General features: G+C 46.2%; 17 protein-coding genes. 8 read left to right on the top strand and 9 right to left on the bottom strand.

The window, feature by feature from the left end:
* Positions 1-120: 120 nt before the first annotated feature.
* The gene (locus LEPBO_RS0118995) at positions 121-750 is read right to left on the bottom strand and encodes a lysophospholipid acyltransferase family protein (protein ID WP_017289157.1); all 630 of its coding nucleotides are present in this window, start codon (positions 748-750) and stop codon (positions 121-123) included.
* A gap of 3 nt (positions 751-753) precedes the next feature.
* On the bottom strand, positions 754-2,178 hold the full coding sequence (locus LEPBO_RS0118990; protein ID WP_017289156.1) for a DUF3370 domain-containing protein: 1,425 nt from the start codon (positions 2,176-2,178) through the stop codon (positions 754-756).
* A 203-nt stretch (positions 2,179-2,381) separates the two neighbouring features.
* On the opposite strand from LEPBO_RS0118990, the gene LEPBO_RS37550 reads away from it, so the two are divergent.
* From LEPBO_RS37550 to sir, 3 genes are all read left to right on the top strand, one after another.
* Positions 2,382-3,137: an MORN repeat-containing protein gene (locus LEPBO_RS37550; RefSeq protein ID WP_197693251.1), complete on the top strand. Its 756-nt coding sequence runs from the start codon at positions 2,382-2,384 to the stop codon at positions 3,135-3,137.
* Between the two features lie 83 nt (positions 3,138-3,220).
* Positions 3,221-3,718 carry a low molecular weight protein-tyrosine-phosphatase gene (locus LEPBO_RS0118980; RefSeq protein WP_017289154.1) on the top strand — a complete coding sequence of 166 codons (498 nt, stop codon included), beginning with the start codon at positions 3,221-3,223 and terminating at the stop codon, positions 3,716-3,718.
* A 128-nt stretch (positions 3,719-3,846) separates the two neighbouring features.
* Positions 3,847-5,598: a sulfite reductase, ferredoxin dependent gene (gene sir / locus LEPBO_RS0118975; protein WP_026148762.1), complete on the top strand. Its 1,752-nt coding sequence runs from the start codon at positions 3,847-3,849 to the stop codon at positions 5,596-5,598.
* 69 nt (positions 5,599-5,667) lie between these two features.
* On the opposite strand, the gene LEPBO_RS0118970 is transcribed toward sir, so the two are convergent.
* Positions 5,668-6,321 carry a DNA-3-methyladenine glycosylase family protein gene (locus LEPBO_RS0118970; RefSeq protein ID WP_197693252.1) on the bottom strand — a complete coding sequence of 218 codons (654 nt, stop codon included), beginning with the start codon at positions 6,319-6,321 and terminating at the stop codon, positions 5,668-5,670.
* A complete protein-coding gene (locus tag LEPBO_RS0118965; protein ID WP_071596176.1) occupies positions 6,269-7,195 on the bottom strand; it encodes a phosphodiester glycosidase family protein in 927 nt (308 codons plus the stop codon). The genes LEPBO_RS0118970 and LEPBO_RS0118965 overlap by 53 nt, the downstream gene beginning before the upstream one ends.
* A gap of 313 nt (positions 7,196-7,508) precedes the next feature.
* On the opposite strand from LEPBO_RS0118965, the gene LEPBO_RS0118960 reads away from it, so the two are divergent.
* Positions 7,509-8,204, top strand: a complete 696-nt coding sequence (locus LEPBO_RS0118960) for a response regulator (protein WP_017289150.1) — start codon at positions 7,509-7,511, stop codon at positions 8,202-8,204.
* Positions 8,205-8,248: 44 nt separating this feature from the next.
* Here LEPBO_RS0118960 and LEPBO_RS0118955 read toward each other — a convergent pair whose 3' ends face one another.
* Positions 8,249-9,154, bottom strand: coding sequence for a YihY/virulence factor BrkB family protein (locus LEPBO_RS0118955; RefSeq protein WP_017289149.1), 906 nt, complete (start codon positions 9,152-9,154; stop codon positions 8,249-8,251).
* 209 nt (positions 9,155-9,363) lie between these two features.
* Between LEPBO_RS0118955 and LEPBO_RS0118950 the strand changes: the two genes are divergently transcribed.
* On the top strand, positions 9,364-9,633 hold the full coding sequence (locus tag LEPBO_RS0118950) for a GlsB/YeaQ/YmgE family stress response membrane protein (protein WP_017289148.1): 270 nt from the start codon (positions 9,364-9,366) through the stop codon (positions 9,631-9,633).
* Positions 9,634-9,690: 57 nt separating this feature from the next.
* Positions 9,691-10,095, top strand: a complete 405-nt coding sequence (locus LEPBO_RS0118945; RefSeq protein ID WP_017289147.1) for a hypothetical protein — start codon at positions 9,691-9,693, stop codon at positions 10,093-10,095.
* A 169-nt stretch (positions 10,096-10,264) separates the two neighbouring features.
* On the opposite strand, the gene LEPBO_RS44475 is transcribed toward LEPBO_RS0118945, so the two are convergent.
* From LEPBO_RS44475 to LEPBO_RS0118930, 3 genes are all read right to left on the bottom strand, one after another.
* Positions 10,265-11,449 carry a putative N-acetylmannosamine-6-phosphate 2-epimerase gene (locus LEPBO_RS44475; protein ID WP_148664731.1) on the bottom strand — a complete coding sequence of 395 codons (1,185 nt, stop codon included), beginning with the start codon at positions 11,447-11,449 and terminating at the stop codon, positions 10,265-10,267.
* Between the two features lie 238 nt (positions 11,450-11,687).
* On the bottom strand, positions 11,688-12,833 hold the full coding sequence (locus LEPBO_RS0118935; RefSeq protein WP_017289145.1) for a GNAT family N-acetyltransferase: 1,146 nt from the start codon (positions 12,831-12,833) through the stop codon (positions 11,688-11,690).
* An 89-nt stretch (positions 12,834-12,922) separates the two neighbouring features.
* Positions 12,923-14,104: a DNA double-strand break repair nuclease NurA gene (locus LEPBO_RS0118930; RefSeq protein WP_026148761.1), complete on the bottom strand. Its 1,182-nt coding sequence runs from the start codon at positions 14,102-14,104 to the stop codon at positions 12,923-12,925.
* Positions 14,105-14,236: 132 nt separating this feature from the next.
* Between LEPBO_RS0118930 and LEPBO_RS0118925 the strand changes: the two genes are divergently transcribed.
* Positions 14,237-14,869 (top strand): Vat family streptogramin A O-acetyltransferase, encoded by a 633-nt coding sequence (locus LEPBO_RS0118925; RefSeq protein ID WP_017289143.1) that lies wholly within the window; start codon positions 14,237-14,239, stop codon positions 14,867-14,869.
* A gap of 35 nt (positions 14,870-14,904) precedes the next feature.
* Positions 14,905-15,285 carry a hypothetical protein gene (locus LEPBO_RS0118920; RefSeq protein ID WP_017289142.1) on the top strand — a complete coding sequence of 127 codons (381 nt, stop codon included), beginning with the start codon at positions 14,905-14,907 and terminating at the stop codon, positions 15,283-15,285.
* On the opposite strand, the gene xseB is transcribed toward LEPBO_RS0118920, so the two are convergent.
* The gene (gene xseB / locus LEPBO_RS0118915) at positions 15,282-15,539 is read right to left on the bottom strand and encodes an exodeoxyribonuclease VII small subunit (RefSeq protein WP_017289141.1); all 258 of its coding nucleotides are present in this window, start codon (positions 15,537-15,539) and stop codon (positions 15,282-15,284) included. The genes LEPBO_RS0118920 and xseB overlap by 4 nt on opposite strands.
* Positions 15,540-15,555 lie beyond the last annotated feature (16 nt).

The following is a 15,555-nucleotide window of genomic DNA, read 5'->3' as shown; positions in this document are numbered from 1 at the left end:
GTTCGGAGCCTCGCTTCAGCGCGCTTCCCTCACCGCTTTATTAATGTATCAAGCCTAATTGGGTTTGTCAACAAAGTCTTGCAAGTTTTTTGAGAGATTGGGAAAAATAGGGGATTAGCCTTAATTTGATAGACTTTCTAGAATTTTTGAGTAAAGGGTTTGGGTGAAAATTCGAGCAGTTTGTTTGTCGTTCTCTTGGCGATAGTCGTTTATGTAGAGAGGCGGATTGATTCGGATCGAAGCTTTTGCACCTGCTGAGGCGGTTGGGGAATAAAAAAGAGCGATCGGTAAAATTGGTACCTTTATTTCTCCGCTTGCCTCTGCTTGAAGGACTAATCGCGCTAATCCAGTCTTAAACTCGCGCAGGGGCTGGTCTCGCACAATTCCGCCTTCTGGGAAAATGACAAGTTTGTGTTTGGCTTGAAGAAGTTCGATCGCACATCGCAAACTGGAAACGCTAGGACGAGCAAGATTGACTGGGAAAGCTCCGAGGCGTTCGATCGCCCAGCCTTGGATTCCTGTAAATTGATTCGCGTTTGTCATGAATCGCAGGGGTTCTTGACTCAAGAGCGATAGAACTAAAGGATCCCATCGGCTGAAATGCTTAGAGGCAAGAATACAAGGTCCTTGCTGAGGAAGATTCTCTCGCCCTTGAATTTCGATCGAACTAAAGTACAGTCTGAGAAAAGTCCGATGAATTGGGAAGAGTGACCAGTAAAGCCAGGGTTTGACAGTAGCGGTGGTGGACACAATTTATCGATTTAGGGTGCGAACAGTGAGCAATTGGGGGGGCGTTGCATCGGGAGGATAGAGAAAATCGACTTCGACAGAGCGACGTTCCCCAGGCGAGAGCGTCAAAGTCAGAAGCGGATCACCTTTTTGACCTCGGCGTTGAACGAGATGGATAAATCGGGTTTGAGGGGTTGAGCGATCGTCTAAATAACGCAGCCGAATTGTACCGCGAAAGAAAATTTGAGGCGCAGGAGCCGTGAGGAAGACAACTTCATTCCTACTTCTATCTTGTTTGAGCGGAGTTTCGATCGAGACTTGAATCGTTTGAGCTTGACGCGTAGAATTTCGCAGGGGAAGGGTCAAACTGTAATGAATTCCGTAATTTCCATTTGCAAGGTAGGCAGTATCGGGATAGCGCACCAGCATCGGAGCACTTTGAATCTGACCTGTTCCAAATGTGCCTCGTTCCAGCGTACTTAAACCATAAGAAAAGGCGCGACCGGGTTTGGGGATATTGAGAGAGTTCGAACGAGAATCATCTGTTATGTTGGTGCGCCATTCTGAACCTTTGGCAACACCAGCGACCCGACCATAGGTAATGTTAGTTGTTTTGGCGTTAGGAGGAGTGGGAGGAATATCTCTAGGTCCTGCAACTCCAGCATTCACTAGAAGATTTAGCCATTCTTCAATCGTCGGAACTCGCTCAGTTCGATTGGCGTTTAATGGCGCGAACATTGCTAGGGTGGCAACATAGACTGGTGCATTACTATTGAGACGCATTAACGTAGAGCGTCCGTTTGAAGTTGGAGTGACTGTACCTGCTGGAATTGGGAGATTCATCAGCATTTGTGCCTGTTTCGGCGGGATCATCATTCCCGTTGGAATACTGCCATTCCTGCGCCCACGAAGAATATCATTTACAACTCGGCTGCCCGGCCCGGCAAAGACTGTGCCTAGCGGATCTTCAACAGAGGCAGGGAGATCAACAAACAGAGCATCGGGGCGAGTGAGATAGCTGGCAGCTTGAGAGATATCAATTTGAACTGGGCGATCGTTGGGATTGTAGACCACGATGCCTTGGAAGAGCGATCGTGTTTGACTGGGATTGCTGGCTCTAGAAATATGATGGGCGAAGATATCAAATCTGCCGTTGAATGCGTAATTTAGATGAGCCGAGGGAACCCGCATTCCTGCAGATGGAAAAGTTGAAAGGAGAATCCCTTCTGTGAGAACAACTTCAGGACTATTGCTATTGAAAACCGGAACATCATCAAGTTTGCCAGGCAGGGGACGAATCTCTTGAGATTCAATGAATTCTTGATTGGGAATTCCCTCCTGAAATGGGAGAATTTCTTGGTTAGTCGGTTGTGGGGCAATCATCGGGGCGGGAGTGGGAACCCGTGGAGGAAGTTGGGCGAAGGAGGAGAAAAGCAGGCTCGAAAACATGGACTTGCTACCGACGAACTTAGAAACGTCAAAAATGCTACCCCTATATAGCCCCATTTCCGACAATCTTTGCCTTAATAAAGCATAGAAATTATCGCAGCCTTACAAAAGAACCTCCCAAAAGTATGGTGAAGCTTACCTCTAAAACGCGATCGCAGTCACAATCACAATCTCTAAAACTGTCATTAGGATTTTTTGTATTCGTGACTAGCGCTGATTTTGTCAGTACAGAAGTTTTTGCCCAACCGATCTTGCCGTTCAGTGCAGCCAAGAGTTTGGCACTTCCAAAAAACAGCGATTATTGTGAAGGGCGGCTCAAAGATGGTTGGCTCCAGGGCACGCATGTTTGCCAATTTCCCAGCGGAAATCGATTTCAGGGAAATTTTCAGCGGCACGATCGAGAGGGACAGGGGGTGTTTACCTATGCAGATGGCACGCGCTGTGAGGGAAATTTTCAGAACAATCTGCTGAATGGTCGTGGGATGTGCCAATTTGCGAGCGGAAATCGCTATGAAGGCGAGTTTCGACAGAACATTCGAGAGGGACAGGGGGTGTTTACCTATGCAGATGGCACGCGCTGTGAGGGAAATTTTCGCTCGAATTCGCTGAATGGGTTTGGACGGTGTACGTTCTCCAGTGGAAATCGCTACGAAGGAGCATTTCGTGACAATGTGCGGCAAGGGCGTGGCGTTTTTATTTATGCAAATGGCACACGCTGCGAGGGGGAATTTCGGCAGAATGCGATGACTGGATTTGGAGTCTGTTTGTACCCAAATGGCGATCGCTATGAAGGCGAGTTTCAGAATAATCAGCGCAATGGACGTGGGGTTTATATTTTCTCAACTGGAGCGCGATCGCAAGGAGTTTGGCGAAATGGAAATTTACCACAGGTCCGACCACCTCAGCCTAGACCACAACCCCGACCCCAAGCACGACCAAACCGCCGCCCAACTCGATAAATATTGATTTTGCGGCGATCAATGTTCCAACATTTGGCGAAAGTAAGCGAAAATTTGAGAGGTTTTCACTTGAGGCAATCCCAATGGCATATCGCTTACTATTTGTGTGCTTAGGCAATATTTGTCGATCGCCCTCTGCCGAAAACATCATGAATCATCTGATCCGCCAAGCTGGATTAGAGTGTGAAATTACCTGTGATTCGGCAGGAACATCGAGTTATCACATTGGCAGCCCACCTGATCGCAGAATGAATGCTGCGGCGAAACTCAGAGGCATCGAACTTGTTGGACGTGCAAGACAATTTGAACGCGCGGATTTTGAAGAATTCAATTTGATTCTGGCAATGGACATCGATAATTTTGAAGCGATTCGGTCGATCGATCCTGCTGGAACCTATCAAGACAAAGTTCGCTTGATGTGCGACTTCTGTACCGAGCATTCCTTAAGAGAAGTCCCTGATCCTTATTATGGTGGGACGGAAGGATTTAACTTTGTGATTGACCTGCTTTTAGATGCGTGTCAGGGATTGTTAGATTTTGTGATTCAAGAACAGAACTTAACACCTACGTCTGCACGGTAGATGAAGCGATCGTGATAGACTGAGAGCATTCAACACAATTCCGACCGAAATACCGGGAATAAATGCTTACGGCAGCTTGATTTGATTCAAGTGCCGAATTATTGTCTTTAGCCGATCCACCAATTGCAATGGTCATTTCTTCTACACCTCCCTCCGTCCGCAAACCCTCCAAAGTTGAAGGCATCAAAGAGCGTAGTAACTTCTTACGCGAACCCGTCGCTTCAGAATTGTTGCTGGACACGAACGCTTTTTCCGAAGACGGCATTCAACTGCTGAAATTTCACGGGTCTTATCAGCAAGATAATCGTGATAATCGCGTCAGAGGACAAGAAAAAGATTACTCGATGATGCTGAGAACTCGCTCTCCTGGCGGGTTTGTTCCCCCTGAGTTGTATTTGACCATCGATCGGTTATCAGATGAATATGGCAATCACACGATTCGGGTCACGACTCGCCAAGCGTTTCAACTACACGGCGTTTTGAAGAAGAATCTGAAAGCGACGATTAGCGCGATCGTCAAAAGTATGGGATCAACGCTGAGTGCTTGTGGTGACGTGAATCGAAACGTCATGTCTCCGCCTGCACCGTTTAAAAATCGCCCAGAGTATGAATATGCTCGGACGTATGCGAATCATATTGCTGATTTGCTCACGCCGCAATCCGGGGCATATTACGAAGTTTGGTTAGATGGGGAGAAAGCGATTACGGGTGAAGAAGATCCGGAAGTCGTCGCAGCCCGGAAGCGAAATATTAACGGCTCCAATATTGAAGATTCGCCTGAGCCGATTTATGGAACGTACTATCTGCCTCGGAAGTTCAAAATTGCAGTGACAGTTCCCGGTGACAATTCTGTTGATTTGTTCTCGCAGGACATTTCTTTAGTTGTTTTGACGAATGATCAAGGTGAGTTAGAAGGCTTTAATGTCTATGCGGGAGGCGGGCTTGGGCGGACTCATGGCAAAGAAGAAACTTTTCCTCGCATCGCTGATCCCATTGGATATGTTGCCAAAGCAGATGTTTACGATTTGGTAAAAGCGATCGTTGCGACTCAGCGGGATTATGGCGATCGCTCTGATCGGCGTCATTCTCGGATGAAATACCTCGTTGAAGAATGGGGCGTTGAGAAATTCCGTTCTAAAGTTGAAGAATACTTTGGTAAAGCGATCGAGCCGTTCAAGCCTTTACCTGAATTCAAGTTTCTCAACTATCTGGGCTGGAATGAGCAAGGCGATGGAAAACTGTTCTATGGCATCTCGATTCAGAATGGTCGGATCAAAGATGAAAACGGTTTCCGGCTGAAAGCAGCGCTCAAAAAGATTGTGACAAAGTTCAATCTGCCGATGTTACTGACACCGAGCCAGAATGTTCTTTTATATAACATTGAAAAGAGCGATCGCCAAAGAATCAATCGCATTCTGCGCGAACATGGGATCGAACGTCCTGATCAGATTGATCCTTTAGTTCGTGATTCTATGGCATGTCCTGCATTACCGACGTGTGGACTGGCAACCACGGAAGCTGAACGAGCGAGTTTACCAATTTTGACTCGAATTCGGTTATTGCTCGAAAAAGTAGGCTTACCGAATGAGTCATTTATCTTCCGCATGACAGGCTGCCCGAATGGCTGTGCGCGTCCGTATCTCGCAGAATTTGCACTGGTGGGAACGGGTCCAAATATGTACCAAGTTTGGCTAGGTGCGGCTCCCAATCAAACGAGATTGGCAAAGGTCTTCATCGAGAAGATGAATTTGGATGATTTAGAAGCGGTATTCGAGCCTGTGTTTACGTACTTTAAGAAAGAGCGGCAGGCAGGGGAAAGCTTTGGAGATTTCTGCGATCGTGTTGGTCTAGATGCGATTCATCAATTCACCGGAGTATAGCTTCAACGAGTGACTTCAACTCGGAAGACAAAAGGGGCGTTCATTACGCCCTTTTTTACTGACCTGAATCTAGGGCAATTCTAAACTCCGCCAAATATACCAACTCGCGATCGTACAATACGGGTTCCAAGCCTGTCCGACTTGCAAAACTGTCTTTTTATCTGGTAATTCTTCTAGCTGATAAATCCGCCGAATTCCCGCTCGAATCCCCAGATCATCAACAGGCAAGACATTCCAGCGATGCAGTCGAAAAATCAGAAGCATCTGAACAGTCCAACGTCCAATCCCTTTGACTTTAATCAGTGTTTGGATAATCGCTTCGTCTTCTAATTCTTCTAATTCTTCTAGCGTTGGCAATCCGGTTTGAATATTTTGTGCCAGATCCTTGAGATAAACAATTTTTTGGCGTGAAAATCCAACTCCTCGTAGCGTTTCATCTGGCGTTTCTAGAATTGCTTCTGCTGTAATGGCGCGATCGCGGTAAAGCTCAAGAAACCGATGATAAATTGCCGTTGCAGCTTTTGTTGATAGCTGTTGATAAACAATTGATCGCGCAAGTGAGTGCAACAAATCTCCTGATTGCTGAGTCAGTTTGCACTCTCCCACTTGATCAATGACTGTTCCCAGTCTCGGATCAGCAAGCTTTAAAGTTTGAATTGCGATCGCATAATCATTCATGCACGACAATGGCAGACTTAATCGCTCTGGAAACGGCTTTTCCATCTTTATCTACTTTGCCATAGAACGTTTGATCTTTGTAGATCAGCGATGACGATGAACCCCCATCTAAGTTCAAGGCTTGTTCAACACCCAACCGTTGCAAAAATCCAGTCATTGCTTGCACAGACATCCCGGAATTTTGCGGTGCATCTGGCTTTTGGGCTGCCATGACTAAAATGACTGAACCATCTTTTAAGATCCCGATCGCACTTCTCGCATTGCGCTGCGTGACCCCAATCGAATCTCTTCCGACCATCTCATCGACAAAGCCCTCTTGTTTCGCGGTCAATCTGGGTAACAGTTGAGGACCAGCGCCAATGGCATCGATCAACTGACACCCCGACGGTGCGACTGCCGAACGAGCCGCGATCGCATATTGAATCTTCTCGCCGCATTTGTACTGTCGAAACTCCGATCGCTCTAGGATTTGAGGCAAGTACGGCTGGAGATCGGGATTCTTCATTAAGCGATCATTGGTGTTGGGAGCTGAAACAACTTTGCCGTTTTTCGTAATATAGGAAGTCGTTTTTTCATTTTTCGGGTCAAAGAACCCACCGTTTAGGGCTGCGATCGCATTCATCGATTTGCCAAATTGCTCGATCGGTTCCAACTTTGGAGAAAGCGCGATCGACACTTTAAATTGACTTTGAGGTGCGATCGTCACCGTATGAATTTCGCTATTAGGCAAAGAATAAACTTGATATCTAGGTACACCCTGAGTAACCCTTGCCGATGGAGATGCAAAGACGGTTGGTTGTTGGGTGGGAGCCACTTGAGAAGAAACAGAAACCTGAGAAGAAACGAGAGAGTGAACAAACCATAATCCTAAGCTACCGCAGCCAAATATTGCCAGACTTGCAAGCCACAGCCTTTTCACGATCGAACTCCTGATGATGTTGATGACCGAATAACACAAGCAATCTCTCTATTAGAACGCGAATTGGCAAAGACGAGCGAGAAACAGGTCATGACTCGCTCAAGATAGTACAAACATCCAAGAAACTACGGAAATGAATTGCGCCAAGTTTAACGAAGTTCAATCTTTGGATAGAGTTAGTCCGAGATTTTACGGCTCTAAAGCTATGACTGTAGGTAGACCGCTTTGCATATGCTCTCGATCTAGAATTATTTCACTATAAGTAAATCTGCAATTGAACTGAAAAGTTTATACGTCTGTAGGAGCAGCCAAAATGGAGAAGATTCGAGTTGTATTGATTGAAGATCATGATTTGACTCGCTTTGGGATTCGAGCACTTTTGAGAGAGCAAGGTATTGAACTTGTTGGCGAAGCGCGGGATGCTCGATCAGGGTTGAATCTGATTCGCTCAACTCAACCGGACGTTGCGATCGTCGATATTGGTTTGCCGGATATGACCGGGATCGAACTGACGCAGCAATTTAGAACCGATGGAGAAGCTCCAAACACCAAAATCTTGATCATGACGATGCACGATGATGAAGAGATGGTACTCGCTGCATTTGCGGCAGGCGCAGATTCTTATTGCATGAAAGATATTACAGGCTCACGGTTATCTGAAGCGATTCACACAACTGCCTCTGGAAACGCCTGGATCGATCCCGCGATCGCGCGAATTGTCCTAGGTCAAGTCAAGCTGGCTCGACCGACTGAAGCGACCACGACAGTTACCATTAACAAGCTTTCTTTTGAAGATAGCGGCATGATTTCTGAATATCCGCTAACGACTCGGGAGCTAGATGTACTGGAACTGATCGTAGATGGGCGAAGTAACGCTGAGATTGCAGAGAAGCTTTACATCACAATTGGAACGGTCAAAACTCACGTTCGCAACATTCTCAATAAACTCTGTGTGAATGATCGGACTCAGATTGCAGTTCGCGCACTGCGAGCAGGATTAGTGAAATAAAGCCTCAGAACTCCAAGCTTTTGCTAAGCTCGGAGTTCTCGTCATTAGGGAGCATCTCGATCGACAACTTCATCTTTGAGCGAAACGGCATGACTCGAAGGCGTAATCGGTCTACCTCGATACTTAGAATATACTTGCGTAAACTCAGCTCCAAACAGCAAAATCTGTGCTGAATAAAATACCCAAATCAATATCACAACCAGCGATCCAGCCGCTCCATAGGTCGAGCTAACACCGCTATTACCCAGGTAAAGACCGAGTAAGAACTTACCTAGATTGAACAATAAAGCTGTCACTGCCGCACCAACCCAAAGGTTCTTCCAAGGCACATGCACATCGGGCAAGAATCGATAGATTGAAGCAAAGAGCAGTGTAATAATCCCAAACGAAATCACAAAATTGAGGATTTGCCCAATCGCGATCGACCCCGGTAGGAATGCTCCAAAGTACGCGCTAATCCCGGCTAGAATTGCAGACAAGACTAACGAAACCAGCAATAAAAATCCAATCACCAAGACCATTGCAAACGAGAGAAACCGCGCTTGTAGAAAGCTTTTTACTGCCCGCCCTGGCTTCGGTTTTACTTCCCAAATTGTATTGAGTGCCGTTTGCAACTGTCCGAACACTCCAGAGGCTCCAAAAATTAGAACTACAATCCCGATAAAGGTTGCAACTCCTCCTCCTGCTCCAGGCTTACTGGCATTTTCGATCATCGATTGAATGAACTCTGCGCCATCTCTGCCCACTAAACCTTGAATCTGCCCAACAATTTCGCCTTGGGCTGCCTCTTGTCCATAAATTGCACCTGCAATTGCGATCGCAATGATCAACAGAGGCGCGATCGAAAACATCGTATAGTAAGCCAACGCCGCCGCTAACAAAGGAACATTATCTTCATTCCACTCTGTCACCGTATCTCGCAGCAAGCGCACAATCGTTTTGAATCGCATAGGAATAGACGTTTAGATATATCTATGTGTCAACTTATAGTAAGACAAAGATTCATTTCATCGCCCACAAGTACGAGTTTTGCGCAAATCCACCTTGAGACTGAGGAAGTTCTGTCAGCGCTCCTAACCTCAGAAAGGTACGACTGAATCTCCAGCCTGTTAAGTTAATCACATGGTTTTCAAAGAGTTAAATTACACGGAAGATAACTATGAATATTCTAGCTTGGATCATTTTGGGACTGTTGGCAGGTGCAATTGCAAAAGCAATTTATCCCGGTCGTCAAGGCGGTGGAATTCTGGGAACTTTGATTCTCGGTATCGTTGGTGCCTTTATTGGTGGAACGATCGCAACGCTGCTTGAAACTGGAACATTTGCTTTCGCTGCAACTAGCTTGAGCTTGACGGGCGTTTTCTTGGCAGTTTTGGGTGCAATTATTGCGCTCTTTATCTACTACAAGTTCGCAGGTCGCGCTTACTAAATCTCACTGACTAAATCTAAGGAGAAATCTGCTACCAAATATAAGGAGAAATTTGCTATGAGTCAGGATAGAACGATCTCAACCGATAGCCACGATCGCGCTCAAAGCGATGCCTATGATCCGCATATTATTCCAGCTGAAACGGCTGCTCGCAAGGAGCGCGAAGGTTCTCAGTTCAAGACCGTTCCAACCGAAGAACGTGAAGCTTCTGCTTCAACAGATGATCAAACAGATTCAAAAAGCATTGAAACAACAGGAGGCTATACTGTTGATCAAGAAGGCTTACTGAACAACTATGCGATCGAACCTGAGATGTACTATGAAGTTCCTGGTGATGCCCGTCAGGCTGAAGAGGAGCAACATCAGCAGCGAGTCGAAGAATATCGCGAAATCAATCAGGATGAAGAAGGTAAGCTGACGATGGAACACGATCAGCGTGGGCGAGGAACAGGGGCGATTTAGTCCAACAAACTCCCTCTATAATTCCTAGCGATCGCGCTCCTGTTTGAGTCGTCACTGCTAGAAAGGGTGGAGGGTAGGGAATTAGAGCATCACTCTAGATTCCCTACTCTCCACGCCTTACTTCACAACTGATTTGAAGCTGCTGAAGGCGTAATGATTACGCCTTTTTTCATAGCTCTTTTTTCAATTGAAAGAAGCTATATCCAGAAGGATAATCATCAACTTGAGCAAACATTTCATAGCCAAGCTTTTCATAAAACTCCTTGGCTTGAAAACTAAACGTATCGAGTAGCGCTTCGGTGCAGCCTCTGCGTCTCGCTTCCTGCTCTGCTAAATGCATCAATTGGCTTGCAAACCCTTGTCTCCGAATTGATTCTTCAACCCATAGCGCCTCAATCAATAGCCAATTCCAGCGAGTTAAACTCACTAAGCCTGCTTTGACTTTATCGCGATCGTCTAACAAGAAAATTTCAATTGGCAATCCTCGTAATGCACTTTGATCAAAGTAGCCATTCGCTGATGTCGTTTCAGGATTATATTGCCGCAACTTAGATCGCACATAGTTACGGTAGGAAGGATGCTCCTGAGTAAACAGTGCAAAATGATACGTGTCATTTCGCTCGATTAAAAGCGCTGGAATCTTCTTTCGCAGCGCAGCATCAAACGCTTGCACATGAGCTTCAATCCCCGTAATTGCCGTTCCCACAACAACTGCATATGCACCTAAATCGATCGCTTGTCTTGCAAGTTCCGGCGAATTGACTTTGCCCTCACAAATAACAGGTACATTTGATTTCTCGAGAATCTCAGCTAACAGATCAAAAGCTGGCGGTGAACAGCCTTCTGTCGCTGGCGTAAATCCGTACATGGTCGTGGCAATCATGTCTGCCCCAGCTTGAATCGCTGCGATCGCAGATTCCAAGCTATCAATATCCGCGACCACAAGCTTACCGAGTTCCTGATGAATCCTCTGGATCAAGATTTCAATGGGTTCAGGTCGATCGCGCAAGGTCGCATCGATCGCAATAAAATCGGCTCCAGCTTCTGCTAGTGCTTGAGCCTGTTCAAACCTAGGCGTGATATAAACTTCATATCCTGGAATCTTCTGCTTCCAGAGACCCAAGATTGGAGCCGAAATCCGCTGCCGGACAGCAGTAACTCGTTCTGGCGTATCAATCCGAACGGCAACTGCATTTTGGGCAACCACAGATTCTGCGATCGCAGCAATGATCGTCGGGTGATTTAAGGGTGAATCTGCGGGTGCTTGGCAAGATACGATTAGCCCAGATTCAAGGGGTTTTAGAAGTTGGGCGATATCGCGAGGCATAAATTGAATGACCACCTGTGAAGACATTACATCAATGTGAAGACATTACATCAAGACGTGGATATGGTTTTGTGATTACCCTGATTACAAACTACCTTGCATTGTGGAGGTATAATCGAAAACCGTCAACAAAGATAGACACTAGCGTATTAAACACTAAATTCATCTATCTTTGTGATGAAATCTGCGGTTTTTAATCGTCTATCCATTAAAATCGGCAAGCAGAATTCTAATTTGCGACTCCGGCTTACAGCTTGACTGAGAATTAAAATGCATCAGGCATCCAGGGAAGCGGACTCGAAAAGAGAGAGGTTGCAGTCTCGATCGCAGTTGCAGTTCCGTTCAGTTGGTATGAGCAAGCGAGTTGCTCTGCGGTTAACAATCCTGTATACAGGGGAGAAAGTGCATTAATGCTGAGCTGTAGCTCACCTTTGCCCCCTGGGGTCAAGGTTCCTTTCCCTTTGGCAATACTCAGCGTAAATAAGCCATGATTGCTTGAAAATAGGGAATCGTGAACATTGAGATGGAGTTCAGTTTCGATTGAATTCGGATAGCTCCGCTGTTCTAGTGCTTGTTTAAGGTGCACAATCCGTAGCATCCACCGACTCAAGGATTTGATTTTAGCAGTTTGATCCGGCAGACATAAACTAAGAACATCAATGGGTGAGCTTTTCCATTCAATGCGATCGATTTGCGATCGATGATGTGATAAAAACGCCCAGAACTGCCGCATCGCAGCAGGTGACAGTAAAACCCAATCTTTGACAATCAACCGTCCTTGGTTTTGCTGAAAGGTAATATAGCCTTCTTCTCCAATTTGATAAGCATACGTTGGAGATTTTGCATCAAAGCTATAGAGATTCGACCAAATGACAGAATTGCGATCGAGAAACCCTTGATTTCGTTGGGCTTGCTGATTGTATAGTGTAGCAAACAGAGGAGAATCTAAACTTAACGATCGGACTGGCAATTCTTGCGAGTGAAGTTGAATGCTCGCCGTATCCACTTCCCAAATGCAAAAAGCTCCAGCTTGCTCATATCCGACTTTTCGATACAAAGGTTGAGCCGCAGAAAATAAGACAGAGAGAGGCACTTCTCGATCATGCAGTTCTTGCAACGTCGATTTTAATAGCGCGATCGCGCTGCCTTGTCCTCGCCATTCTGGAGCAATGCCCACGGCTGCGACTCCAACCATCGGCAAGTTCACTCGGTTGTACCATTGCCCTAAATTGAGCAATCCCAATCCTCCGATCACTTCTTGGTCTGCCCATAAAAGCCGAGTATTCTCTACTCCAATTCGACTGAGATAAGTAGGCTCATCTGAAAGTGGCGCATCAAAGCACTGCGACAAAATTCTGCCAAACCGTTTGAGATCGCTGAAATCTTCAGCAGGATGAAAAGTGAATTGCATTCGCTCAACCAAACAGGATGCAACCTTACTTTACCAATTTCAAGTTTCAGGGAAAATCAAACGACTCTTGGCTTCAAGAAAAAACACACTCAAGCGATACTGCCCCGCTTTCGAGTTTCTTTGTAGGACGTGCCGACATTGCGCAATCCAGCTTTGATCATCTGCTGTTCGAGAAGTGCAAAGAATCGAGCGCGATCGCCGCCGCGTACAACAGCTTGATTATGCGCCTCTGCCAGCGCCACGGGATATCCATATCCTTTCTGTACCTGACCCAATACTAAACTCAATGCAGATTGCAACATATCCTCATCGGCTGCAACCCAAGCCGGAACTTCCACCCGCGCAATTTCACTACCAACATTCACATAGCAGAAATGAATCGCATGATCGCCATAAAATTCCTGAATTCGAGCCGAACTCTTCCATAAGGGACTACGTTGTCCCGGTTCTAGCCTAATTGCCCACAAAGCTGCATCTTTAAGTGGATCGAGGACTTGGCAAGGCGCACGATCGACGACTTCACTACAATGCGTCATACAGTCCGGTGCGAGGTAAGGACAGCTTTGCAGCCTTAAGAAATTCAAAGCTTCTCCGCTGCGAGAAGCACTGATATAACCAACTAGCGGCACGGAAATCGCTCTTAATTGATCCCATGCGGCTAGGATGGGAGCCAGAATACGATCGCGTGCTTCAGCAGGTAACTGTTCCAAAAACCAGTAAATCAAAGAACCATCTGTAAGCGCGAGTGTTGGAGCTTCCATTTCATCAGTTAGAGCTTGTGCTAACTCTGCTAGAATTTGCGCTTCTAAAGCAGTTCTTTGATAGCCCATCCACTCCTCGGTGCGAATTCCCCATTGCCTAGAAACATAGAGATCTTCAGGGCGATAAAAGACTTCTGGCAAGCTATCGAGTAAAGGTAACTTGCTTTGCCCATAGTGCAAAATGATCCGTCCCACATTGATCAAATAGCAATAAGCAATTTCATGATGACTGGGTGCGATTTGAGAACCATCGGTGGCAATCACCGTATGAGCAGCCGGAGGTGCAGCAATCTCAATGCGAGTGTCGAGGGATTCGAGTGGCATCGCTGCGGTGAAATTTAAGCGATCGCGCCATAGTTCTTGCATTTGCACGAGATCTGCTTGTCGCTCATTTGCTTGCGCCATTAGCAATTGTGCTCGATCGAGGCGTTGTCGAGTTGCCGTTGCTTCGAGGGTCAACTGTTGGCTAATGCCTTGCATTTGTTGAGCGAGTTTTGTCAGATCTAACATCTCAAAAAACAGATCACTTGCACTAGAAGCATAGCGTTTTTTTGAGATGCTGCATCCTACTGATTCAGACCAGCGATCGCTTCTAGAATAGAAACCAAGAACAGTTTGACTCAATTCATAGGAAGATCGCCGATGTACGGAGCCGATCCGAAAGACAAGCACCCGATGAAGGGATTTCCCCAAATCTGCTTCATTCAAAATACCGTTCAGAATCCCAATATCATCATTGGCGATTACACCTACTACGATGATCCAGAAGACTCTGAAAACTTTGAGCGCAATGTTCTCTACCACTTTGACTTTATTGGCGATCGCTTAATCATCGGTAAGTTCTGCGCCATTGCAACAGGAGTCAAGTTCATCATGAATGGCGCAAATCATAAGCTCTCTGGCTTCTCAACTTATCCGTTTAACATCTTTGGCAATGGATGGGAGACAGTCACACCAGTTCCTCAAGAGCTTCCATATAAAGGCGATACGGTGATTGGCAATGATGTTTGGTTGGGTTATGAAGCGATAATTATGCCGGGAGTTCAGATTGGAGACGGCGCGATCGTGGCTGCGAAATCGGTCGTCACGAAAGACGTTCCTGCTTATACGATCGTTGGAGGCAATCCCGCAAAACCAATTCGACAGCGATTCTCAGATGAAGTCGTGCAAGAGCTATTGTCGATCGCTTGGTGGAATTGGGATATCCAAAAAATTACCCGCAATCTAGACAAAATCGTTTCAGCCGATTTAGATGCCTTGAGAGCTTGTGAATAAGCTAACATCGGAATTGAGTTTTTCAGGACTAGCCCATGTCGATTATTGTTTCGCCAGCAGATCTTGAGTTTTTCCGCGAACAGCTTTCAGATCACCCGACTGCTTTAGCAGCTTTAGACGTGATTGAAGATTGCGACGGAGATCTTGAAGATGCAGCAATTGCTCTGGCGATCAAATCAGGACAGCTTCCTGAAGAAAATGAGCGCTGGATCGATGGATTGGCAAAGCGCTGGCGGCATATTCTCTGTGAGGCAGATATTAAAGAAAAGTTAGAAGATGGTTTGTCCGGCGAGTTGGTGGATACAATCGTGTCTCAAACTCAGCTACCCATGCGGCTTGCGGTTCCAGTTGCAATTTACGTCCTGAAAACAGGGGTTCAACCGTTTTGCCAGCCGATGGGAGAGAAGATTCTTTAAAACTCAGCTTCGTCAGTCAAGGTTTCGATGAGCAAATCTACCTGACGCTGACGCTCTGCCAGAAATGTTTCACACTGCCGCAAATACTCTACAGCCGTCGAAAACTCTTCAAACACAGCCGCTAATTCCAATTCGCCGGATTCAATTCGCGTCAAAATCTCCTCAACTCGTGCCACGGTCTGCTCATAGTTCCAAGTGTCCGTAGAGAGTTGATTCAATGTTTTAGAAGGGTTGAAGCGAGAAGAATTAGCCATTCGTCATTTGCAAGTG

This window comes from Leptolyngbya boryana PCC 6306 (assembly GCF_000353285.1).
Taxonomy (GTDB): Bacteria; Cyanobacteriota; Cyanobacteriia; order Leptolyngbyales; family Leptolyngbyaceae; genus Leptolyngbya; species Leptolyngbya boryana.
Note: the sequence above shows the minus strand (reverse complement) of the source record. Positions and strands in the feature narration are given on the sequence as shown.

Coding starts and splice junctions, on each gene's coding strand:
- LEPBO_RS0118955 (WP_017289149.1), bottom strand. CDS start 9,154: ATGCGATTCAAAACGATTGTGCGCTTGCTGCGAGATACGGTGACAGAG.
- LEPBO_RS0118970 (WP_197693252.1), bottom strand. CDS start 6,321: ATGGAAAAGCCGTTTCCAGAGCGATTAAGTCTGCCATTGTCGTGCATG.
- sir (WP_026148762.1), top strand. CDS start 3,847: ATGGTCATTTCTTCTACACCTCCCTCCGTCCGCAAACCCTCCAAAGTT.
- LEPBO_RS0118960 (WP_017289150.1), top strand. CDS start 7,509: ATGGAGAAGATTCGAGTTGTATTGATTGAAGATCATGATTTGACTCGC.
- LEPBO_RS0118925 (WP_017289143.1), top strand. CDS start 14,237: ATGTACGGAGCCGATCCGAAAGACAAGCACCCGATGAAGGGATTTCCC.
- xseB (WP_017289141.1), bottom strand. CDS start 15,539: ATGGCTAATTCTTCTCGCTTCAACCCTTCTAAAACATTGAATCAACTC.
- LEPBO_RS0118950 (WP_017289148.1), top strand. CDS start 9,364: ATGAATATTCTAGCTTGGATCATTTTGGGACTGTTGGCAGGTGCAATT.
- LEPBO_RS0118935 (WP_017289145.1), bottom strand. CDS start 12,833: ATGCAATTCACTTTTCATCCTGCTGAAGATTTCAGCGATCTCAAACGG.
- LEPBO_RS0118920 (WP_017289142.1), top strand. CDS start 14,905: ATGTCGATTATTGTTTCGCCAGCAGATCTTGAGTTTTTCCGCGAACAG.
- LEPBO_RS0118945 (WP_017289147.1), top strand. CDS start 9,691: ATGAGTCAGGATAGAACGATCTCAACCGATAGCCACGATCGCGCTCAA.
- LEPBO_RS0118990 (WP_017289156.1), bottom strand. CDS start 2,178: ATGTTTTCGAGCCTGCTTTTCTCCTCCTTCGCCCAACTTCCTCCACGG.
- LEPBO_RS0118930 (WP_026148761.1), bottom strand. CDS start 14,104: ATGTTAGATCTGACAAAACTCGCTCAACAAATGCAAGGCATTAGCCAA.
- LEPBO_RS44475 (WP_148664731.1), bottom strand. CDS start 11,449: ATGTCTTCACAGGTGGTCATTCAATTTATGCCTCGCGATATCGCCCAA.
- LEPBO_RS0118980 (WP_017289154.1), top strand. CDS start 3,221: ATGGCATATCGCTTACTATTTGTGTGCTTAGGCAATATTTGTCGATCG.